Source organism: Streptomyces sp. NPDC059499 (genome assembly GCF_042749285.1).
Classification (GTDB): domain Bacteria; phylum Actinomycetota; class Actinomycetes; order Streptomycetales; family Streptomycetaceae; genus Streptomyces.
Genome location: NZ_JBHYTT010000024.1, coordinates 55830 through 77677 on the forward strand (window position 1 = coordinate 55830; position 21848 = coordinate 77677).

At 68.6% G+C, this 21848-nt stretch carries 22 protein-coding genes; 16 read left to right on the top strand and 6 right to left on the bottom strand.

Features of this window, described 5'->3' with window-relative positions; genetic code table 11:
- Position 1 precedes the first annotated feature (1 nt).
- Together ACFW9O_RS34655 and ACFW9O_RS34660 are read left to right on the top strand one after the other, a co-directional pair.
- Entirely contained in the window at positions 2-1441 is a 1440-nt protein-coding gene (locus ACFW9O_RS34655) for a gamma-aminobutyraldehyde dehydrogenase (protein ID WP_384614948.1), read from the top strand.
- 127 nt (positions 1442-1568) lie between these two features.
- Positions 1569-2228 carry a DUF998 domain-containing protein gene (locus tag ACFW9O_RS34660; RefSeq protein ID WP_384614949.1) on the top strand — a complete coding sequence of 220 codons (660 nt, stop codon included), beginning with the start codon at positions 1569-1571 and terminating at the stop codon, positions 2226-2228.
- A gap of 1293 nt (positions 2229-3521) precedes the next feature.
- Here ACFW9O_RS34660 and ACFW9O_RS34665 read toward each other — a convergent pair.
- The gene (locus ACFW9O_RS34665) at positions 3522-4322 is read right to left on the bottom strand and encodes a hypothetical protein (protein ID WP_384614951.1); all 801 of its coding nucleotides are present in this window, start codon (positions 4320-4322) and stop codon (positions 3522-3524) included.
- Between the two features lie 267 nt (positions 4323-4589).
- On the opposite strand from ACFW9O_RS34665, the gene ACFW9O_RS34670 reads away from it, so the two are divergent.
- From ACFW9O_RS34670 to ACFW9O_RS34710, 9 genes are all read left to right on the top strand, one after another.
- Complete coding sequence (locus ACFW9O_RS34670; RefSeq protein ID WP_384614953.1) at positions 4590-4925, top strand: hypothetical protein; 336 nt, start codon at positions 4590-4592, stop codon at positions 4923-4925.
- Entirely contained in the window at positions 4922-5350 is a 429-nt protein-coding gene (locus tag ACFW9O_RS34675) for a roadblock/LC7 domain-containing protein (RefSeq protein ID WP_351181708.1), read from the top strand. Before ACFW9O_RS34670 ends, ACFW9O_RS34675 begins: the two co-directional genes overlap by 4 nt.
- Positions 5347-5718, top strand: coding sequence for a DUF742 domain-containing protein (locus tag ACFW9O_RS34680; protein WP_351181705.1), 372 nt, complete (start codon positions 5347-5349; stop codon positions 5716-5718). The genes ACFW9O_RS34675 and ACFW9O_RS34680 overlap by 4 nt, the downstream gene beginning before the upstream one ends.
- A complete protein-coding gene (locus ACFW9O_RS34685; RefSeq protein ID WP_384614955.1) occupies positions 5690-6316 on the top strand; it encodes an ATP/GTP-binding protein in 627 nt (208 codons plus the stop codon). The genes ACFW9O_RS34680 and ACFW9O_RS34685 overlap by 29 nt, the downstream gene beginning before the upstream one ends.
- Complete coding sequence (locus ACFW9O_RS34690; protein WP_384614957.1) at positions 6313-7623, top strand: cytochrome P450; 1311 nt, start codon at positions 6313-6315, stop codon at positions 7621-7623. The genes ACFW9O_RS34685 and ACFW9O_RS34690 overlap by 4 nt, the downstream gene beginning before the upstream one ends.
- A gap of 142 nt (positions 7624-7765) precedes the next feature.
- Positions 7766-8842, top strand: a complete 1077-nt coding sequence (locus tag ACFW9O_RS34695) for a polyprenyl synthetase family protein (protein ID WP_384614958.1) — start codon at positions 7766-7768, stop codon at positions 8840-8842.
- 51 nt (positions 8843-8893) lie between these two features.
- The gene (locus ACFW9O_RS34700) at positions 8894-10459 is read left to right on the top strand and encodes a prenyltransferase/squalene oxidase repeat-containing protein (RefSeq protein ID WP_384614960.1); all 1566 of its coding nucleotides are present in this window, start codon (positions 8894-8896) and stop codon (positions 10457-10459) included.
- A 67-nt stretch (positions 10460-10526) separates the two neighbouring features.
- Positions 10527-11888 carry a cytochrome P450 gene (locus ACFW9O_RS34705; protein WP_384614961.1) on the top strand — a complete coding sequence of 454 codons (1362 nt, stop codon included), beginning with the start codon at positions 10527-10529 and terminating at the stop codon, positions 11886-11888.
- Positions 11885-12868 (top strand): terpene synthase family protein, encoded by a 984-nt coding sequence (locus ACFW9O_RS34710; protein ID WP_384614963.1) that lies wholly within the window; start codon positions 11885-11887, stop codon positions 12866-12868. The genes ACFW9O_RS34705 and ACFW9O_RS34710 overlap by 4 nt, the downstream gene beginning before the upstream one ends.
- Here the strand turns inward: ACFW9O_RS34710 and ACFW9O_RS34715 are convergent.
- Positions 12856-13461 (bottom strand): pyridoxamine 5'-phosphate oxidase family protein, encoded by a 606-nt coding sequence (locus tag ACFW9O_RS34715; RefSeq protein ID WP_384614965.1) that lies wholly within the window; start codon positions 13459-13461, stop codon positions 12856-12858. The genes ACFW9O_RS34710 and ACFW9O_RS34715 overlap by 13 nt on opposite strands.
- Before the next feature lie 19 nt (positions 13462-13480).
- The gene (locus ACFW9O_RS34720; RefSeq protein WP_384614966.1) at positions 13481-14941 is read right to left on the bottom strand and encodes an MFS transporter; all 1461 of its coding nucleotides are present in this window, start codon (positions 14939-14941) and stop codon (positions 13481-13483) included.
- Positions 14942-15056: 115 nt separating this feature from the next.
- Between ACFW9O_RS34720 and ACFW9O_RS34725 the strand changes: the two genes are divergently transcribed.
- From ACFW9O_RS34725 to ACFW9O_RS34745, 5 genes are all read left to right on the top strand, one after another.
- Positions 15057-16007: a LysR family transcriptional regulator gene (locus tag ACFW9O_RS34725; RefSeq protein ID WP_384614967.1), complete on the top strand. Its 951-nt coding sequence runs from the start codon at positions 15057-15059 to the stop codon at positions 16005-16007.
- 190 nt (positions 16008-16197) lie between these two features.
- Complete coding sequence (locus ACFW9O_RS34730) at positions 16198-17184, top strand: aldo/keto reductase (protein ID WP_384614969.1); 987 nt, start codon at positions 16198-16200, stop codon at positions 17182-17184.
- Between the two features lie 289 nt (positions 17185-17473).
- A complete protein-coding gene (locus ACFW9O_RS34735) occupies positions 17474-17917 on the top strand; it encodes a GNAT family N-acetyltransferase (RefSeq protein ID WP_384614971.1) in 444 nt (147 codons plus the stop codon).
- Between the two features lie 394 nt (positions 17918-18311).
- Positions 18312-18737: an aspartate 1-decarboxylase gene (gene panD, locus ACFW9O_RS34740; RefSeq protein ID WP_384614973.1), complete on the top strand. Its 426-nt coding sequence runs from the start codon at positions 18312-18314 to the stop codon at positions 18735-18737.
- A gap of 46 nt (positions 18738-18783) precedes the next feature.
- The gene (locus ACFW9O_RS34745) at positions 18784-19140 is read left to right on the top strand and encodes a GNAT family N-acetyltransferase (protein ID WP_351174448.1); all 357 of its coding nucleotides are present in this window, start codon (positions 18784-18786) and stop codon (positions 19138-19140) included.
- Positions 19141-19472: 332 nt separating this feature from the next.
- Here the strand turns inward: ACFW9O_RS34745 and ACFW9O_RS34750 are convergent, their stop codons facing one another.
- From ACFW9O_RS34750 to ACFW9O_RS34760, 3 genes are read right to left on the bottom strand one after another with little or no spacing between them, the layout of a single operon-like run.
- Entirely contained in the window at positions 19473-19907 is a 435-nt protein-coding gene (locus ACFW9O_RS34750; RefSeq protein WP_384614974.1) for a hypothetical protein, read from the bottom strand.
- Positions 19904-20401 (bottom strand): MarR family winged helix-turn-helix transcriptional regulator, encoded by a 498-nt coding sequence (locus tag ACFW9O_RS34755; RefSeq protein WP_384614976.1) that lies wholly within the window; start codon positions 20399-20401, stop codon positions 19904-19906. The genes ACFW9O_RS34750 and ACFW9O_RS34755 overlap by 4 nt, the downstream gene beginning before the upstream one ends.
- 36 nt (positions 20402-20437) lie before the next feature.
- A complete protein-coding gene (locus ACFW9O_RS34760; protein WP_384614978.1) occupies positions 20438-21823 on the bottom strand; it encodes a diaminopimelate decarboxylase in 1386 nt (461 codons plus the stop codon).
- Positions 21824-21848: the final 25 nt, after the last annotated feature.

Sequence of the window (21848 nt, forward strand, 5' to 3'; positions counted from 1 at the left end):
CATGAGCACCACGTTCCGCAACTACATCGACGGTGCGCTCGCCGATGCCTCGGACGGTCGCACGCTCGATGTGGTGGACCCCGCCACCGGCGACGTCTACGCGACCTCACCGCTCTCGGGGGCGGCAGACGTCGACGCGGCGATGGCCGCCGCAGCCGCTGCGTTCCCCGTCTGGCGCGACACCACACCGTCCGTGCGACAGCGCGCACTGCTGAAGATCGCCGACGCGATGGAGGCACGGGCCGACGAGCTGGTCGCCGCGGAGAGCCGCGACACCGGCAAGCCGCTCCACCTCACCCGCAGCGAGGAACTCGCCCCCGCCATCGACCAGGTCCGCTTCTTCGCGGGCGCGGCACGGCTGCTGGAGGGCCGCTCGGCCGGTGAGTACATGGAGGGCCTGACCTCCATCATCCGCCGTGAGCCGGTCGGTGTGTGCGCACAGGTCGCGCCGTGGAACTACCCCCTGCTGATGGCGGTGTGGAAGTTCGCCCCGGCACTCGCGGCGGGCAACGCGGTGGTCCTCAAGCCCTCGGACACCACCCCGGCCTCCACGGTGCTGATGGCCGAGATCATCGGCGGTGTCCTCGAGGAACTGGACCTGCCCCGCGGAATCTTCAACGTGGTCTGCGGCGACCGTGAGACCGGCCGCCTGATGGTGGAGCACCCCACGCCCGCGATGGCCTCCATCACCGGCTCGGTACGCGCCGGCATCCAGGTCGCCCAGAGCGCCGCCAAGGACGTCAAGCGTGTCCACCTGGAGCTCGGCGGCAAGGCCCCGGCAGTCGTCTTCGAGGACGCCGACCTGGTGAAGGCGGTCGAGGACCTGGTGGTCGGCGGATTCTTCAACGCCGGCCAGGACTGCACGGCCGCGACCCGCGTCCTGGTCCACGAGTCCGTCCACGACGAGTTCGTCGCCGCGCTGGCCAAGGCGGCGGCCGACACGAAGACGGGCCTGCCGGACGACGAGGACGTGCTGTACGGCCCGCTCAACAACGCGGGCCAGCTGGCGCAGGTCAGCGGCTTCATCGAGCGGCTCCCCGACCACGCCAAGGTCGAGGCGGGCGGCCACCGGGTCGGCGACAGGGGCTACTTCTACGCCCCGACCGTCGTCTCCGGCCTCGAGCAGGACGACGAGATCGTCCAGAACGAGGTGTTCGGCCCGGTGATGACCGTCCAGTCGTTCACGGACGAGGCCCAGGCGCTCGAGTACGCCAACGGGGTCGAGTACGCGCTGGCCTCCTCGGTGTGGACCAAGGACCACGCCCGCGCGATGCGGATGTCGAAGAACCTCGACTTCGGCTGCGTGTGGATCAACACCCACATGGCGCTGGTCGCCGAGATGCCGCACGGCGGATTCAAGAAGTCCGGCTACGGCAAGGACCTTTCGGCGTACGGCTTCGAGGACTACACCCGGATCAAGCACGTCATGACGTCGCTCTGACATCCGGGAATCCGTCGCCCGCCCCGGTCCCCGCCGGGGCGGGCGGGGGAGTGGCCACGTTGCTGAATGCCCTGCGGAGCGGCGTGTACGCCGAGTAGCGATGGATCGGATGTTCTACCGTTCCCTGATGCGCCGATCTGTTCCCTGGTGGGTCCTTTTCTCCTCGGTGTGCGCTCCGGTTCTGCTGGTCGCCGGCTGGGCGATCTCGGCCGTCCTCCAGGGGCCCGAGTACGATCCCGCCTCGCGAACGATCAGCACCCTCGCAGCCAGGGGCGCCGACGCGTACTGGGTGATGACCCCGGCCCTGGTCGCCCTGGGTGCCTGCCACGTGGTCACCGCCTGCGGGCTGCGTTCCGCGGCACCCCCCGGACGTGTGGCGCTGGCCGGCGGCGGCGTGTCGGCGATACTGCTGGCGCTGTTCCCGGCGCCGAGCAGTGGCGGCTCGCTGGATCATGGCGCCGTGGTGGCGGTCGGCTTCTCGCTTCTCGCGGTCTGGCCGATCCTGGCCGTACGGCGCGGCGCCGCAGGCCGGGGCGGCAGTACGAGCGAGCGGCGTCCGGCGGCCGTACCACCGGTCCGGACCGCGCCGTGGGGTCTGCGCTCCGGGCCGTCGCTCATGGCGACCGCGCTGATGTGGGTCGGCGGTGGCTGGTTCCTGATGGCGCTGTTCGTGCACGACACCGCTGGAGCCGCCGAACGCGTCATCACCTTCGCGCAGTCGCTCTGGCCTCTCGTGGTCGTCGTCTCCTGTGTACGACAGACCGATGGCGACGAGGAACCGCGGTGAGCCCGGTCTTGCGGCCGAGGAGGACGTGACTCGTCAACCGCCTCGTGCCGCCCGGGGAAGTCCGCCGGGAGAGGCGGAGCGGCTCGCCCACGAGAGCGCAGGGCTCCCGCAGTTGTGCTTGCGGCACGACCGGATCTCCGTACGGGAACAGCACGGTCTGGACGAGCGGGAAGCCCTGGCAGCCGAGTACCGGCACGGGCTCGCTCCGCTCACCGCGGGCGAGACCCGGGCCGGGGCCGACCGGTTTGCGGGGGGTGCCGGCCGCCATTGCTCCTTCCGGCTGACCGAAGACAATCCGCCGCGGTCCATGCAGTCAGGTAGAAATGCTTTCCTCGGGGCCGTAGCCGAGAGGAATTGACCTGACTCCGGCCGTTCGGGAATTCCCTGTCCGGCCGGGGAGTCGGTGCCGTAAAGCCGGCGGAGCCCAGAACCAGGACCCTTTTCAAGAAGCGCCGTCCGTCCTCAAGGCTCGTGGGCCGGGCCGGAGGGTGTCACCTCCGATCGCCGCGGCATCGTAGTCGAACCCGGGCGCGGGCTTTCGTCCGGCTCCGTCCGTAGTGGCTCCCACGAGTCCACGACCGGCCGCGTCTCACCCGGCCTCCATTCGCGAAGCAGACATCAACTCGCTAATCACCCCGCGAGTTGGTCTATCCGTGGCTTCCTGTCCGATGAGCGGTGATGAACTGCCCGTGGCGCGCGGGGGAAGTTGCTCCTTTCCGTGGCCGGAGCGGCTGCGCGGATGATCCCCTTCGCCCTGGATAGGCGCCGGTTGTCGCACTCGGCCACGCTGCGCAAGCGTTGCAACCCCCGTACAATGATCGCGATTTGGCATGCCAGGTCGCTGTGGCACCACTGCGTTCGATGGCGGAGAGCCGGAAATCGCCTGCGACCCCGTCCCCAACGGAGCCCCGATGGATTCTGATCCCCTGTCAGCGACGGCCCGGCGGCCCTGCGACCACCCCAAAGGCCCGTCGACCCAGTGGTTGTGACGTGGCGTCCGACAGACGACCGGTGAAGCCCGTCCGGCATCGCGGTGCCGCTCCTGTGGCTCCCTTTATTAACTCCGTGTCACCTCGGCGGCCGAGGTGTGGTGGCGTCGCCTCCGCTTGTTCAACCTTCACGGATCATTCACACGCCACGTACGACCCGCTCGAACCCGCTCGACCACAGCCCCGAGAGTCCCTCCAGGCGTATCGGGGAATGACAGCCAGCCTCTATCGACCGACGTGTCCGCCGGGCAAGTTCCCGGCAGCTCGAACCCAACCCTAGGACCCCTCACCCGTGACCTTGCTATCAGACTCCGCCATAGCACTCGGCGTCGTGACAGTCCTTTTGGCCGTCACTGTCGTGCTGCTGGCACGCTCGCGCAAGAAACACATACGGCGCGGCAGGGAATACGAGTCGGCCCGCAACGGATTCGAATCGCGCATGCGAGATGCCGAAGGGCGTGCGCTGACCGCAGCGAAGGAAAAGAAAGCTGCTGAGACCCGCGCCGGAGAGGTCGAAGCCCATGCGGCGGATTTCCGCGACGAGGTACGTCACCTTGTCTCCGCGCGGCTGCCTGCTCTGGCACTGAATCTGATCAGTTCGCACCATCCCGTTCCCGGCCTGCTGGACCAGAACCTTGCCGGTTCCGACGACGGTCTCCTCCTGGACTCCGTACTCGAGCACGTATCCGTCAGTCTGCTCAAGGAACGACGCCGTGTGGACGCCGCTGCTCGGGCTGCCCTGCGAGGCACGAACCAGGACGCGCAGGCGCTCTCGTACCGTCTGCAGACGGAGATCGACGAGCTGCAGCACGAGTTCAGCGCCCCGCAGAGTCTGACCAGCAGGCTGCTCCAGGCTGACCACCTCAACGAGCAGCTTCTGCGGCTCCTCCAGAAGTCCGCCGTGGCGTACGGGGCCTGGCCCGGGCATGTCCGCAAGGACACGTACGTGACCGAGATCATCGGTGGTGCTTCCTCGCGACTGCGCGGCTTCGAACGTATTCAGATCATCTCTCGGCTCCGGTCCTCCGACATCGGTGTCGTCGGACGTGCCGCCGAGCCCATCGCGATGGCCTGTGCGGAGCTGATGGCCAACGCGCTGGAGCATTCGCGCGACGACCTGATGGTGGAGGTCAGCGTGCTTCAGACCGGGAACGGCAACGTGTGCATCACGTTCGACGACTCGGGCACGGGCATGACCGCGGAGGCAACCGTCCGCGGGACACGCCTGCTGTCGGGCAATCAGCAGGAAGTGATGCTCACCGAGCTCGGTGACCCGCCGTCCCAGGGCTTTGCCGCCGTCGGCCGGCTGGTGGCCGACTACGGCTTCGCCGTCTCCATCAACCACCAATCTGCCTACGGTGGGGTGCGTGCTGTGCTGTCGATTCCGCCGAACCTGCTGACCTCGATGAACGAGGAGGCGAAGCCCCCGTCCGCGATGGCTCCGCTGCCCGCCTCGGCACCCCAGGTCCGCAAGCGCTCCGTCCCCGCTCAGCCCGCTGCCTCCGAGCCGAGCCGCAGCCCTGCCGCCGCCTCGGCTGCGCCGGAACTGCCCCAGCGCAACCGGCGCACCGTTGCGGTTTCGGCCACCGAGGACGTCGCTCCCCGGTACGTGCCCCAGGATCCTCGCCGCGCCCAGGACACCTGGAACGACTTCCAGGAGGGGCTGGCCAGCGGCCGAGCAACCACCGATTCGGAGGAAACACCGTGACGCTCAACAACTACAGCCAGCCCGACCAGTCCGCGTGGTACCTGAAACCCATCACCGAGATCAAGGGCGTCCTGCACGCCCTGACGATGACTCGCGACGGCATGGTCCAGGCCACCTCGGAGAATCTCAAGCGGGACGACGCGGAAGGCATAGGCGCGATGACGTCCGCCTTCTACGCCGCCGCCCGGGCTGCCACCAACACGGCCCTGGGCCAGCCGGAGAACACACCGCTCGTCACAGCGACCACGCAGAACGAGCACGGCATCTACATGGTCATGCCGGCCGGGGACAACACCCTGATCGCGGCCGCCGGCACTGACGACATGCCCATGGGCGTGGTGGCGGGGGCCATGGCCCGCCAGGCCATGAAGCTCGGCCAGCAGAGCATGTCCGTTCCCGCCCGCGCCCAGGACGGTCTGTCATGAGTCCGGAGCGGAGGCTGCTTCCGCCCTATCTGGGAACGGGAGGCTCCGAGGCCCCTACCGCCGGCAGCCTCGACAGACTGACAGCCCTGCGTGCCACCGGCCTTCCTCTTCCCTCTTATCACACACCGATACAGCTGCGCATGGTCGATCTTGTCGTGGAGGGATCCCTCAGCGTCATCGAGGTAGCCGGCTACCTCAAGCTCCCGGTCGGAGCGAGCCTCATGATCGCCGGGCAGCTCGTCAGCGAGGGGCACTTAGAGGCGAGCGACCCGGTCCCGGACGCTCTCTCCGCATTGCGCGCAGACCGTCCGTCGAAAGCAGTTATGGAAGAGGTTCTGAGTGGACTCCGCCAACTCCTCGTCGCCTAGTACGCGCCCGGTCTATCTGCCGGAGGGGACGCACAAACGCATCAAGATTCTTGTCGCCGGTCCCATCGGCGTGGGCAAGACGACGTCGATACAGACGCTGTCGGAGATACCGACGCTGCACACCGATGAGGTCATGACCGACGCGGCGGCCACCACCGACGACCTCAGCCTCGTCGGCCTGCGCAACAAGACCACGACCACGGTGGCCATCGACTTCGGCCGCCGGACCCTGCCGGGCAACAAGATCGTTCTGTATCTGTACGGGACGCCGGGGCAGCGCCGCTTCCTTCCCCTGTGGGAGGGCATCGCCTTCGGGGCCCTCGGAGCTCTCGTCCTGGCCGACACCCGGCGCCTGGACGAATCCTTCGAGGTGATGGATCTCATCGAGGAGCGCGGTTTGCCGTACGCCGTCGCAGTCAATACCTTCCCTGACTCACCCGACTACCCGATAGAGCTGCTCCGTTCGAAGCTCGATCTCGACTCGGCCACCCCCCTGGTCACCTGCGACGCCCGTGACATGAACAGCAGCCTCGAAGCTCTCATCGCCCTCACCGCCCATTCCATCTCCTCTGCCGTAGCCGGAGCCGAAACCTCGTGACCATCACCCCGACCGATGCGCCCGTGTCCCTGTACGGGGCCGAGCACGCCGCCGACCCTCAGCGCAGCTATGAACTGCTGCGCCGGCAGGGGCCCGTCGGCGTCGCCGAGGTCGCTCCTGGTGTCGTTGTCCATCTGGTCACCGACTATCAGGCAGCGATCGAACTCCTGCGGGACACGGACACCTGGTCCAAGGACACCCGTAGTTGGCTCCACCAGGTGCCGGAGGACAGTCCGATCAGGCCCCTGGTGGAATGGCGGCCGAGCCTCTTCTTCGCCGACGGCGAGCAGCACGCACACCTGCGGCGTGTGATCACCGACAGCTTCGGCCTCCTGGATCCCCACGAGGTACGTGCCCTGACGTGCCGGTACGCGGACACGCTGCTCCAGGATTTCGCCGATACCGGGAACGTCGACCTCGTCCGGCAGTACGCGCAGCAGCTGCCCCTGATGATCTTCAACGCCCTGTTCGGCATGCCGGACGAGCACGGCCCACGGCTCGTGTGGGCCCTCGCGGCGATGATGGACAGCGATCCGGAGAAGCAGGCAGCCGGCGGACAGACGTTCGGCGCCTACCTCCAGACGCTCTACGCCACCAAGTCCGCCCAGCGCGGCCAGGATCTGACCTCGTGGTTCATCGACCACCCCAACGGCCTGAACCAGGAAGAGGCCACCAACCAGATTCTGATCACGCTCGGCGCGGGTAACGAGCCACTGGTCAATCTCATCGCGAACACACTCGTCCGCATGCTGAGTGACGAGCGCTACTTCGGCACTCTGACCACCGGCAGTCTGCCCATCCAGCATGCGATCAACGACGCACTGTGGAACGAGTCTCCCTTGGCCAACTACAGCTTCCATGTGCCCAAGGAGGACATCAACTTCTATGGGACCGCCATAGCCGCGGGCTCACCCGTCATGGTCTCGTACGCCGCCGCGAACACCTGTCCTCACTCAGGGACCCCGTCCGACGGCTACCGCTCGGGTTCCAAGGCGCACCTAGCCTTCGCTGCCGGTCCTCATGCCTGTCCCGCCAGTGATGTGGCACTGCTCATCGCCACCACCGCGATCGAACGCCTCGTCAGCTATCTGCCGGACATCGAACTGGCTGTACCCGCTGGGCAACTCGCCTACCAGGCCGGAGCCGTTCACCGGACGCTCACCGCGCTGCCCGCACGATTCACGCCGCTGACACCCGATGCCAAGGGGGCAACTCCTTGGTCCCGGAGCCCCGCCGATCCCAGGAAGAAGGACGGGTCGGCCTCGGCGGATACGGACCTCAGCGCACTGTCGAGGCCATCGGCCTAGCTCTGCAAGGCCGTTATGACGCGGTGGTGCCGTCCGCGGAAGCGTTCGGCACCACCGCGCCATCCAGGCGAGTCCTTGTCCCGGGCCAGTCCTCTGTGCGAGCGAAAAACACCACGACGGCTCTCGATTAAGGGATCGACCGATGACGGAAATACTTCCTGCTCTCCCTGACCTCTCTCCTCTGCACCACGAGGTGGGCTCTGCCCTGACGGGCTTCCTGGACGCCAAGGACCGAGCGGCCCCGGGTACCGAGCTGTTGCACCTGACGTCCACCCTCCGCAGGCTCCTGGTCGGCGGCAAGCGCCTGCGTTCCCGGCTCTGCCTCTACGGATGGCAGGCAGGAGGGGCGACAGGGGACCCGGCGGCCGCCGTACGCGCGGCGGCCAGCCTCGAACTCTTCCAGGTGTTCGCCCTGATACACGACGATGTGATGGACGACAGCGACATCCGTCGCGGGCAGCCGTCCGCCCACCGCGCGCTGGCCATGGCCTACACCGACAGCGGCGGCCGCCGCGACAGGGCCGAGGCTCACGGTCTCGGCGCCGCCGTACTTCTCGGTGATCTGGCGCTCGTGTGGTCCGACGAACTGCTGGAAACAGCAGGGGCCGCGCCTCGCCGGCTCGCCCAGGTGCGGCCGCTCCTGGCGAAAATGCGGAGCGAGGTCATGTACGGCCAGCTCCTGGATCTTCAGACCACCGGCCGCCTGTCCGACGATGTCGAGACGGCGTTGCACATCATCCGGTACAAGACGGCGAAGTACACGATAGAGCGCCCCCTGCACATCGGGGCGGCTCTGGCCGGCGCCGCCCAGCCGGTGCTGGAAGCGTGCACCGCTTTCGGAATTCCGCTGGGAGAAGCGTTTCAGCTGCGGGACGACCTGCTCGGGGTCTTCGGCGATTCCGTCGACACGGGCAAATCGGTACTCGACGATCTACGCGCGGGCAAAGGCACCGTACTGATGGCGCTCGCGGTCCAACGAGCATCTCCCGCGCAGCTGAGCACCCTGCGCAGCCTCGTCGGGAGGAGCGACCTGAACGAGGACCAGGCCCATGTGGTCCGCACCATCCTCGACTCCACAGGCGCCCGGGAGAGCGTGGAGGAAATGATCGCCGTGCGACGGACCACCGCGCTCGCAGCCCTGGACGAGGCCCCCTTCCCGGGCGTCACGACGGCCTCCCTGCGCACGCTCGCGGACGCCGCGACCGCACGCCAGGCATAGGCACAGCACCCCCGTACACACCATCCCGACCATGCGGAGGAAACCACCCCCATGAGCAACGCGCCCGCCGGTACGACCTTTCCCGAACAGGCCACAGATCTGGTGGCCAGGGTCGACCGGGACAGGTGGGGCAAAGTCCGCCCTTCCCTGTACGAGACAGCCCGTGTCATCTCGGCGGCACCCTGGCTGCCCGGAGAGGCGCGCCGGGTCGGCTATCTGCTCGATGAGCAGGCATCCGACGGCAGTTGGGGCGACGGCCCGGAGCCCTATCGTCTGCTCCCGACACTCAGCGCGGTGGAGGCCGCCCTGGCGGTACTCCGCAGGGGCGCCGTCTCCGGGGATGTCAGGGCCCGGCTCACCGGCGCAGCGGCAAGAGGCCTGACCGCGCTGCGCGCACTTCCGCCGCACGGCCCGTGGCCCGACACGGCCGCAGCCGAACTCCTCGTTCCCAGCCTGATCTCCGAGGTCAACGGACACCTGGCCGTTGCCACCGAAGAAATTCCCGGCCTGGACGGCGGAGCCGTGGCGGACCGCTTGGCGATACCGGGCGGTTACCACGAGGGGGCACCCGCATACGTCGCCGCACGGTACGAGGCCGCGGGCGCGCTTCCCGTCAAATTCCACCACACCTTCGAAGGCATGGCCGGGCACATACCTCGGAATCTCATACCCGAGATCGATGGTCTCCTGGGGAGCTCGCCGGCCGCCACCGCCGCCTGGGCCGCGTCACGTACCCCCGCCGCCGTGCAGCAGGCTGTCGCGCACCTGGAACCCGTCGCACATCGATACGACGGTCTCTTCCCCGAGGCAGCCCCCATCCGTGTCTTCGAACGGCTGTGGGTTGCCGCCGCGCTCGCCGGGGCAGGACTGCCCGCCGCCACCCTGCCCACCATTCGCGGGTGGGTCGACGAAATCTACGATCCCGAAGGGGTACGCGGCGCACCCGGCCTCATGACGGACGCCGACGACACCGCCATGGCCGTGCTGGTGGCCTCACTCGTCGGCCGGCCGTACGGGCCCGGCCCGCTCGACGCGTTCCACAACGGCAGCCACTTCGACTGCTACATCGGAGAGGACACCGGCTCGGTCACGGCGAACGCCCACGCACTCCAGGCATTGGTCAGCTGTTCGCGGCGCCTCCCCCCGGAGGACGGCATCGACGATCCCCGCGCGGACAAGCTGTGCGACTGGCTGATCGGCCAGCAGAGGACCGAAGGCCACTGGCCCGACAAATGGCACGCCTCTCCGTACTACTCCACCGAGCGGTGCGTGAGCGCGCTGGCACAGTACGGCGGACACCATGCCTCGGCAGCGGTCGCACGAGCCGCCGCCTGGACCGCGGACACCCAGCGGGACGACGGGTCATGGGGCGTTTGGGGCGGTACCACCGAGGAGACCGCGTATGCCGTCAAGATCCTGCTCGCCGCGGCCCCTCCCACACCCGCGCCGCACCAGGTGCACGCTCTCCGCCGCGCCGAGGCATACCTGGACGCCGCAGCGGTCGCCGGCACCGAGCACCCCGCCCTGTGGCACGACAAGACCCTGTACGCGCCCGACGCGATGATCGAAGCCGAGATCCTCGGCGCGCGGGAGATGCTGCGGATCCGTCACCTCTGAGCCGACGGACCCCCTGTACGGACGGACCCCCGTGATCACCCCCCAGACAAAGAGTGAGGACAGGCACGTGAGCGCCGAGAAGGACCTGCCGCCGACCGCACCGGGTCGGCTGCCACTCGTAGGACACGCACTGCCTCTGATCAGGGACCGGCTGGCATACGTCCAGAAGCTCCGCTCCTACGGGCCCATCGTGCGCTTGGACATCGGCCCCAAGCCGATAGTCGTGATCAACTCGCACGAGCTGCTCCACGACGTACTCACGCGCCAGTCCCAGCACTTCAACAAGGGGCTGCTCTTCGAGAAGCTCAAACTCTTCGGGGGAAACCCGCTGCCTGTCGCAGAGGGGAAGCAGCACCTGAACCGACGGCGCATGATGTCCCCCGCCCTCCACCGCGAACAGGTCGCGGGCTACATCGAGATGATGCGGGAAACCGTGGAGCCGTCCCTCTCGGCCTGGGGCGACCGCCAGACCCTCGACGTGTGCAACGAGATGCAGCTGATGGCCCAAGGCGTCGTCATGGCGGCCCTGTTCTCCTCCACCCCGGAACCAGGACCGGCACAGACGATCCTCAACAGCGTCGACACCGTCTTCAAGGCCGCTCTGACGCATGCCATGGTCCCCGTCGCGGCCCTGGAACGGCTGCCGACGCCCGGCAACCGCAAGGCACGGGCTGCCAACGCCGTTCTGCGCGAGGCCATCACAGCCATCATCACCGACCACCGGGCGAACCCCGACGCGTACAACGACCTGGTGTCCCTGCTCATGACCGCCCCGAACGAGACCGGCGGCCATCTGAGCGACGAGGAGGTCATGGCTGAGGTCACCGCGCTCCTCGCGGCAGGATCCGAGACCACCGCGGTCACCCTGGCCTGGCTCTTCCACGAGCTGGGCCGCAATCCGGAACTGGAGCGCAGACTGCACGAGGAAGTCGACTCCGTGCTCGCCGGCGGACCGATCGCCCTCGAGCACATTCCCCAACTCGTCTTCACCCGCAGGCTCATCGACGAAACCCTGCGTCTGCACAATCCCGCCTGGATCCTCACCCGGCAGGCCATCTCCCCCGTGGAGATCGGCGAATTCCGGCTGCCGGCGGGGACGGACGTCATGTGGAGCCCCTACGCCATGCACAGGGACGCAGAACTGTTCCCCGATCCGCTGCGCTTCGACCCCGACCGCTGGATCCCGGAACGTCCCCAGCCGCCGCGAGGAGCCTTCATCCCCTTCGGGGTCGGCAAGAGGATGTGCATCGGAGACCAGTTCTCCCTGACCGAGGCCGTCGTCATCACGGCACTCGTCGCGTCCCGGTGGCGACTGCGCCCGGCTCCCGGAAAGACGGTCCGGCCGATCCCCGAGATCACCGTGCACCCGTCCTCCCTCGACATGATCGTCGAAGCCAGGCAGCATGCGGTCCTGGGGCCCGCGGCATGAGCGACACCCCCCTGAGGATGCCCCCTGCGCTCCCCGCCGCCCTGCCGATGCCGGACCTTCGCGATTCCTTCCCCGGCCCCTTCCTCGTCAGTCCTCACGTGGCCGCCATCGAGCGGCATACCGAAGACTGGCTCGACACCTATCCCCTGATCGGCTCGCCGGGAGCGCTGAGGGCGCTCCGCAACATCACGAGCCGGGGCATCGCCCGCACCCTCCCGACGGCCGACATCGACAGCCTCTTTCTCTGCGCCGACCTCTTCCTGTGGCTCACCGCGTTCGACGACACCTGCGGAGAGACCGCGGGAGCCGACGACCTCGCCGCACTTGTCCGCAGGAGCGGCGAACTCATCGAGCTGCTCGCCGGCCACCACGACGAACGGGCCGCCGGCGAGCCGAGCGTCTTCGGTGCCGCCCTGCGGGACCTCCTGGTCCGCATCGAGGAACGGGCCACGCCCACGCAGTATCTGAGGATCACCGCCCACCTGCGCGACAACCTCTTCGGGATCCTCTGGGAGGCGCACCACCTCCACACCCCCGGCCGCATCACGTTCCGCGACTACCGGGCCATGCGCCCTCACACGGTCTTCGTACGCACCGTCATGGCAGCCGCGGAGGTGGCGCTCGGATACGAGCTCACCCGGCAGCAGCGTTCCTCGGCGGCGGTCCGAGAGCTGGAATCGGCCGTGGCCAACCTCGCCGGATGGATCAACGATGTCGCTTCCTACGCGAAGGAAGCAGCCGACGAGGGACCGATCCCGCTGAGCCTGCCCACGCTGCTGATGCGTGAGAACGACTGCGACATCGAGACGGCTTTCCGGCAAGCGGCCCGGATGTGTGAGGAGGAGGCCGCCATCGTGCGCAGTCGCATCACTGACCTCACCACCGGTTCCGTCGGAGAGTCTGCCGATCACGCTCGGGCCCTGGAGGCCGTCGCCGCCTCCTACGTCTGGCACATCGAACATTCCCGCTACCGCACGTGACGGTCCGCTCCGGCACGGGCGGTGTGCAGCGGAGGAGTGCTTCGATCGGGGGGCCTTTCCGGCGGCCTCCCGGTCGAGTCCTTCGAGGCGGACGAGGCGACCGCCGGGGCGGGCTCCCGCTTCCGCCACAGCGTGCTGCGCAGATCGGAACCCCGGACGAGCTGGATACGCCACGGATCGATGCGCAGGACGTGGTAGTCGGGATCGCCGGGACCGCCACGCCAGTAGTGGACCGGGTCGTAGCCCAGACCCGGCGGACCGCCCCGCTTGTAGAGGTCCCACGCATGAACCTTGGATTTCTCATCGTCGGCCCAGCTGGAGACGCTGTCCACGAAGACCGCGTTCTGGCGGGGATTCCAGTACGCGTACGTCGTGTGGGGGTTGTCCGCGAGGTGCGCGCTCTTGACCGGGGTCCGGTTCGCGGCGAGCCAGCCGACCGGTTCGCCGTCGACGATCTCCCACACGGGAAGCAGCACACGAGCGCGTGGGCGGTGCCGGCGGTCGACCGTGACCATGGTCGCGTACTTGATGTCGCGGATGTAGGCGAGGAAGGAGTCCTGGATCTCGGAGAACGCGCTGACGGTGTCGGTCACGAGCCTGTCCTTTCTAGATTCAGCGGGAAGCGGGGATGCCGGATCGCTCGGCGGCGTCCGGCACGCCCTTCACCGCGACGGACGGCGCGGAGCCCCGTCGGGAGCGCAGGCCGAAGGCGCTGATGACGGCGGCGACCAGCGCCGCCGCGAACGGCACGAGCAGACCGGCCCGGTAACCGTCCAGCTGTGCGGCAGACGTCTCCGCGTGTGTGGCGGCCACGCTGACGGCGGTGACCGCGGAGAGCCCGAGGGCGGCACCGAACTGGAAGGCCGTGTACAGGAGTCCGCCCGCGAGCCCCTGCTCCTCCTCGGCGATCCCTTCCGTGGCCACGATGGTCAGCGGGCCGTACGCCAGGGAGAAGGCGAGGCCGAGGACGATCAGGCCCGGGAACATCGCCGCGTAGCTCCAGTCCGCTCCCAGCGGGAGGAACAGCCCGTAGGAGAGCACGGCCAGCAGGAGCCCCCCGAAGATCACCTTGGCGTTCCCGAAGCGGGCTACCAGCCGTGGGGTGAGGGTCGGCGAGAGGATCGCGTCGACCCCGATGACCAGCATCGCGAAGCTCGTCTGCAGCGTCGACCAGCCACGCAGTTCCTGGAGATACAGCACCACCAGGAACTGGAAGCCGAAGAAGCCGGCGGCGAACAGCATCGCCGAGAGGTTCGCCCGCACCAGGGATCCGCTGCGGAAGATGCCCAGGCGTACCAAGGGCTCGGCGGAGCGCCGTTCGATGACGAGGAAGGCCACGAGGAACGCCAGCCCGGCGAGCAGGGTTCCGGAACTGGCCACGATCCCGGCGTGTGCCGCACGCTCGACGCCCAGCACGGTCAGCACGAGAGCAGTGGTGATGGTGAGGGCACCGGCGGCGTCGACCCGCTTGCCGGTTCTGTCCGGGCGTTGTGACCTGGGGACGAACGCGAGGGCGGCGACCAGGATGAGGAAGGACAGAACGACCGGGGCGAAGAAGACCCAGCGCCACCCGATGGCGGTGAGCAACCCGCCGGCGACCAACCCGACCGTGAAGCCTCCCGCGGCGGTGCCCGAGTAGAGGAGCAACGCCTTGTTCCGCTCCGGACCTTCGGCGAAGCCCGTCGTGATGATGGACAGACCCGCCGGGGTCATGAAGGCCGCCGCCACGCCCGTGACGAACCGCGCGACGATCAGCATCCATCCCTCGGTGGCGAATCCGCCGAGCCCGGAGAACAGAAGGAAGACGGTGAGCCAGAGGACGAACATCTGACGGCGTCCGAACAGGTCGGCCGCCCTCCCGCCGAGGAGCATGAAGCCGCCGTAACCGAGTACGTAGGCGCTCATGACCCACTGCAGGTCACCGGTGGAGAGTCCGAGGTCGGCGCGGATAGACGGCAGCGCCACGTTGAGCATCGCGACATCGATGCCTTCGAGGAAGATCGCGCCGCACAGCACGAGCAGCACGCCCCACTTGCGCGAGCCCGGCCCGCTCGAGGTACTCAAGGCACTCATGACGAGGAACCCCTTCCGGAGTGTTGGGAGTTGGTGATGCCTCAAGCCTTCTCCACACCCCGGACGGGAACAACAGCGATGATCGCAACGTTCGTTCAACCAGGCTTACCGATCCGTGTCCTACGCGATCCCGGAGACGTACATGGACCAGAACGAACTCGAATGCTTTCTCGTACTTGCCGAGGAACTGCACTTCGGCCGGACCGCCACCCGTCTGCGCCTCTCCCGGGCACGGGTGAGTCAGCTCATCCAGAAGCTGGAGCGACGCGTAGGAGCGCCTCTGTTCACGCGGACGAGTCGCAGTGTGGCGCTCACTGCCCTCGGCAGCCGACTCCGCGACGACCTCGAGCCGCACTACCGGGGCATCGAGAGCGCCCTGGGGCGTGCCGTCGCGTCGGCGCGCGCCATCGAGGGAGTGCTGCACGTCGGCTTCTCCACACCACTGGCCGGAGAGATGGTGATGAAGGCGACCGAGAGGCTGCGCACCACCCATCCCGAACTCGCCGTCGAGGTGTGCGAAGTGCCGCTCTCGGACCCGTACGGAATGCTGCGGAGGGGCGATTTCGACCTCCAGTTGACCGATTTCCCCGTGCACGAGGACGACTTGACCCGCGGACCGACGCTCCTGGCCGAGGAAAGGGTGCTGGCGGTCGCCGCTGGGCATCCCCTGGCCGGACGGGACACGGTGACGCTCGAGGACCTGGCAGGTGTGGCGTTGCTGACGATCGCGGGAGACATTCCGGCGTACTGGCTGGAGCATCAACTGCCGACGCGCACCCCCAGTGGCCGGGAGATCGGCCAGGGTCCGTCCGTCACCAACTTCCAGGAGGCACTGACGCTCGTCGCGGGCGGCAACGGGGCTCTGCTTGCAGGGGCCCATGTCGCCCTCTACCACGGTCGTCCTGGTATCTGCTACGTCCCCGTGGTGGGGGACAAACCCCTCGGATACGGCCTGACGTGGCGGTCGGACGGAGGTAACCGTGCGATCGAGATCTTCGGTCGCACCACACGCGATATCGCACGGGACATGGCTCCGGCGGACCCGAGGAGAGCGGTACCCGGCTGACCGCGCCAGCGATCCGAGTGATCACGTACGAAGCGTCGTCCGGACTCCGAGGTCAAGGACCAAGTGAGGCGGAGGTGATCAACACCCGGCGGCCGATCTCCCCGACACCCTTGCGTTGAAGCGCACTTCAACACGCAGACTCCTGCTCATGGCCACCGGACGACGGTGACCGGAACCGGAGGGGAACGTCATGAAGTACCGCACCATCGGCACAGATCCCGCCACCCGTCGCGAGGTGAGCGTCCTCGCGCTGGGCGCCATGCTCTTCGGGTCGATCACCGACGAGAGGACGTCGTTCGCGATCCTGGACCACTACGTCGAGGCCGGCGGCACCTTCATCGACACCTCCGACAACTACGCGTTCTGGATCGAGGGCGGCCTCGGCGGCCAGAGCGAACGGCTGCTCGGCAAGTGGCGGCGCAGCCGCGGTGTCGGGGACGAGATTGTCATCGCCACCAAACTGGGCGCCGAACCGCTCGCACCCGGCACCGGGTTCATCGACAACCCGGAGGGCCTGTCGGCCAAGGCGGTGCGCGAGGCCGCCGAGCGCAGCCGGGAACGTCTCGGGGTGGAGAAGCTCGACCTGCTCTACGCCCACATCGAAGACCGGTCCGTCCCGCTCGCCGAGACCGTCGAGGCGTTCGGGGAACTGACGGCGAACGGCACGGTCGGGCTGCTGGGGGCCAGCAACCACGCCGTCTGGCGAGTGGAGCGCGCCCGGGCGCTCGCGGCCGCGGCCGGGCTGCCCGGCTACGAGGTGCTGCAGTACCAGCACAGTCACCTCCGCCCCCGCTTCGACGTACCCAGCCCCCTCTTCGAGGACGGCAGCCTGGGTCACGCCGGACCCGAACTGCTCAGCTATCTGCGCGCCGAACAGGACCTCACGCTGGTCGCCTACTCACCGCTGCTCGCCGGCGCGTACACCCGCCCGGACAAGCCGCTCCCCGAGGACTACGACCACCCCGGCACCCCTGCCCGGCTCGCGGTCCTGCGCGAGGTCGCCGCCGAGACGGGGGCGGGCATCAACCAGGTCGTTCTGGCCTGGCAGATCGGCAGCCGGCTTCCCCTGATCCCGCTGGCCGGGGCGTCGTCGGTGGCCCAGCTGAAGGAGAACCTGGCGGCGGTCGACCTGGAACTGACGGAAGAGCAGCGGGCGCGGCTGGACGCGGCGCACTGAGGTGGGGCGGGCGGACGGGGGTTGCTCGAACCCCCGCATGACTCGACTCGCGACAGTTCCCGGTGACAGGAGCACGCCCGGCATCCCGGTGCGACCGACCTGGTACCGCTCACCTGCAACGAGATCCAGCGCCGGTTCACCACGCTCGTCGCCAGGCCGGTCCACGGCGCGGGCTTGTCCGATTGGCGCTGCCGCCATCAAGTCCGCGCCCGTGCCAGTCATTACAGTCGGCAAGCTGCGAATCAGGCATGAAGATCACCCTCCGCAGTCGGAGCGCTAGCCTGCGGACATGACTCAATTCCGCGAGGCCAGGCCAGGCGACTTCGAACACATAATGCGCCTCTACCGGCAACTGCATCCGGGGGACCCGGTGCTGCGTGACAAGTCCGACGCAGCGGCGTTCGCGCACATTCTGGGCTCACCCGGCCTGCACCTGTTCGTCCTCGAAGCCGATGGGGCCATCATCGCCACGACGTACCTGAACCTGATCCCGAACCTCACCCGGTCGGCATCGCCCTATGCGGTCATCGAGAACGTCGTAGTTGAGGAAACCCTGCGGGGCACCGGTCTGGGCAAGCAGATCATGGCCGGCACGCTCCAAGCCGCATGGGACGCGGGCTGCTACAAAGCGATGCTGCAGACAGGCTCGCGCACTCCCGCCACACACGCCTTCTACCGAGCGTGCGGCTTCTCACCCGACGCCAAAACTGCATACCTCGCTCGCCCATCATGACGCCGGAGCCAGGTTGTTGCGCCTGCCGGCACGGTCGATTCCATGGCGCTGCCTACCGGGATACCCCGAGCTGTCCGGGGCGAGCCCTCCACCCAGCCGCCGCCACTTGGCAGGGCTGGGCGAGTATCGCGAGATGCCCGCAGTGACGGTAGTCACGAGGAGCCGGCGAGGGGCGTTGCGTAGACTTGCGTCGTCGCCACGGCGGGGGAGCGGATGGGCCGAGGAGTCCTCTCGATCCTTCCTGACGAACCGTCAGTGAAGTCGGCAGGTGGTCAGCATCGAGTCCTGAAAAACCTGGGGACAGCTGCCTGGACCTGCGACTCGTTGTAGAGTGTGAAAACAGCACTTGACCTGCAAAAACGCAGGCAGGGAGCCTAGATCCAGGAGTACTTCGATGATGCGTACCATGTTCAAGTCGAAGATTCACAGGGCCACGGTGACCCAGGCCGACCTGCACTACGTCGGATCTGTGACGGTTGACGCCGATCTGATGGACGCCGCGGATCTGCTTCCCGGCGAGCTTGTCCATATTGTGGATATCGACAACGGTGCCAGGCTGGAGACGTACGTCATCGAGGGTCAACGCGGTTCCGGCGTCATCGGGATCAACGGTGCGGCCGCCCACCTCGTGCACCCCGGCGATCTGGTCATCCTCATCAGTTACGCCCAGGTCGACGATGCCGAGGCCCGTACGCTCACGCCGAGCATCGTGCACGTCGACGCGGACAACCGCGTGGTCGCTCTGGGGACGGATGCCTCGGCACCGGTGCCGGGCACCCGCACCGAGCGCAGCCCGCACGCCGTTCCCGCGCGCGCCTGACGCAGTCCGCCCCGCCCTGTCGTACCGGTTCGAGGGAGTACCCACCATGGCAGCAGGAGACACCGCAGTCGAGATCCGGGACGACCGGGAGCACGGCAGGCTGGTGGCGTACGAGGACGGAAAGGCCGCAGGGGTCATCGCGTACTTCGTGATGCATCCCGAGCCCGGGGCCCTCGTCGCCGTGCACACCGTCGTGGAGCCCGAGCACGCGGGCAAGGGCATCGCGGGCGCCCTGGCCACCGAGTTCTACGCCATGGCCGCGCGCGAGGGTGTTCCCGTCGTGCCGCTCTGTCCGTACGTCGCCAAGTGGGCCCAGCGCCATCCCGAGCAGGCGCCCGAGGCCCCCGAAGAGCTGGTCCAGGGGGCGAAGAAGCAGCTCGAGTCGCATCCCGAGCTGCTCTGAGCACGGTGACCCGCACGGTCCGCACGTATGGACTCGGCAGGCGCGGGCAGCCGCACGGGGAGACGGTGGAGATGAGATCCACTCCGCCCTTCGCTGCTGTCTGGAGGCCCGAGATGACCCACCCGTACCCCGACCCCGTACCGCCCGCGCCGACTCCGCCGCCCGTGCCGGGACCCCCGACGCCGGTGCCGTCGCCGCCGCCCGTGCCGCCCGGTCCCGTGCCTCCCGGTCCGGCCCCGGACCCGATTCCCACGCCGCCGAGCCCGAACCCGGAGCCCGTGCCCGAGCCGGAACCCTCGCCGCAGCCCGCGGGATGAGCCGCGGGCGCCGCGTCACCCGGCGGCCAGGACCGCGTTCGCCCGCTCCGTGACCGTGGCCAGGACGCGGCCTGCCGTGGCCAGGTCCTCGGCGGGCAGGTCCGCGTAGAGACCGGCGGTGACCTCGGCGGTCCCGGTCCGGATGTCGTGCTGGAGGGCCGTGCCGCTCGTCGTGAGTGCCAGGCGGGAGCCGGTGTCCCCGAGGAGTCCGGACGCGATGAGCGTGTCGATCGCCGCCGCGGCCGTGTCCGCGTCGACCTTGAGGGTGCTCGTCATGCGGTCGGTGAGCCGGTCCCGCTCCATCGCGCCGCCCTCGTCGGCGGTCGCGTTGAGCGCCACCGCCTGGTGGAAGGTGATTCCGGACCTGGCCAGCACCTTCTCGAGCACGGCTCGCGTGGCGTAGTGGGCCCTGCCGATGATCTGGCCGTTGACGGTGATGGTGCTGGTCATGGCTGCTCCTTGGGAGTGGATGGCTCGTCCAGCAGCACTGCCAGCGTCCGGGTGAACGCCTCGGCCTCCGGCCCGCCGAGTCCGCCCAGCGGTGCCAGCAGCCGGTCCATGAGCTCCTGGACGACCTCGACCGCTCGCGCAGCGACCGCTCTGCCCTCGTCCGTGAGGGCCAGCTGGACCGCCCGGGTGTCGGCCGGGTCGGGCGTCCGCTCCACCAGGCCGGCCGTTTCCAGGGAGCGGGCCAGCTTGGAGACGTACAGGGGTTCGAGGCCCGTGTGGTCCGCGAGGCGGCGCTGGCTGGGGCGTTCACCGGAGCGCTGCATGCCGTGGAGCGATCCCACCAGCGAGTACTGCGCGTGTGTGAGGCCCAGGGGAACCAGCGCCCTGTCGACGGCGACGCGCCACTTCATGGAGAGACGCCAGACGAGGAACCCGGCTGTCGGTGCTCCGGGGGCGCTGCTGGAGGGAGTGCTGCTCGGAGGAGTGCTGCTCATGGAAAATAAGGTACATGGATATTATGTACATGGCTACTATTTTCTGGGGGCGCCGGTACTCAGGCCCACCAGCGCGGCGACGTGGCCCAGCCCGCTCTCCGCCGCCACCGAGTCCAGCGACTGCGCGTCCCGCACCGGAGCGAAGCGCACACCGCCTCCGCCGGGGTCGTCGACGAAGCCGTACACGGCGGGACGGGGCAGGCTGTTGTAGGCCCAGTGGGTCGAGAAGTAGTACGCCCCGGTGTCGTACAGGACGACGAAGTCGCCTTCCCGCAGTTCGGGCAGTTCCCGGGCGTGAGCCACGACGTCTCCGGCGAAGCAGCAGGGCCCCGCGACGTCCTGGACCATCGGCGGCCCGGTCCGGGGGAGGCCCTCGGCGTCGAAGGCGCCGACCCGAAGCGGCCAGGCCTCGGGCATGAAGACCGTGCGGGTGGCGATCTGCGCCCCCGCGTGGGTGAGCGCGATACGCCGTCCGCCCGCGTCCTTCGTGTACTCGACCCGCGCCCCGATGAAGCCGTTCTTGGCGAGCAGGGACCGGCCGAACTCGGTGACCAGGGCGTACCGGCCGTCGAACAGACCGGGGGCCTCCGCGCGGAGCGCCGCGACGTAGTCGGCGAAGGACGGGCGGACTGTGTCGTCGTCGAAGTTGACGGGCAGCCCGCCGCCGATGTCGATGCCGGTGATCTGCCGGGTGCCCACCGACTCGTTGATCTCCTCGGCCAGCCGGTAGGTCTCGGCGACCCCCGCCGCGATCAGTTCGAGCGGGCAGCCCTGCGAGCCGACATGGGTGTGCAGCCGCGTCAGCCACGGGCGCTCGGCGAAGGCCTGTACGACCTGCTTGCGGACGCCGGGATCACCCAGGGCGACACCGAACTTCGATGTGTCGGTGGCCGTGCTCATCGCCCCGATGGAACCGCCTCCCACCTGCGGATTGATCCGCAGCCCGATCACGGACGCCGATCCGGTCGACCGCAGTTCCCCGATGCGGCGGAGTTCGGAGAAGCTGTCGGCGTTCACGGCGACGCCGAGGTACAGGGCCAGCCGGAGCTCGTCGCGGGTCTTGGCGGGCGAGTCGAGGACGATCCTCGCCGGATCGAATCCCGCCTCGACGGCGAGCCGCAGCTCGCCGGGGCTCGCCACCTCGCACCCCATGCCGCAGTCGGCGAGCAACCGCAGTACGGGGACCAGGGACGCGGCCTTGGCCGCGAAGGTGTGCAGTACGGGCACCCCGGGGACGGCGGCGAACGCGTCGTGCAGCGCGGCGACGGAGTCGCGCACACCGTTCGCGTCGAGGAAGCCGGCGACGGGCTGTTCCTCGCTGAGCAGGCCGTCCGCGACCGCCCGGCGGATCGTCTCGCTGAACCTGGTGGAGGACGGGGCGCGCAGGGGATCCGTTTCGCTCACGGGAGATGTCGACGTCATACGGCCAGTGTCGGCCCTGCGCAGG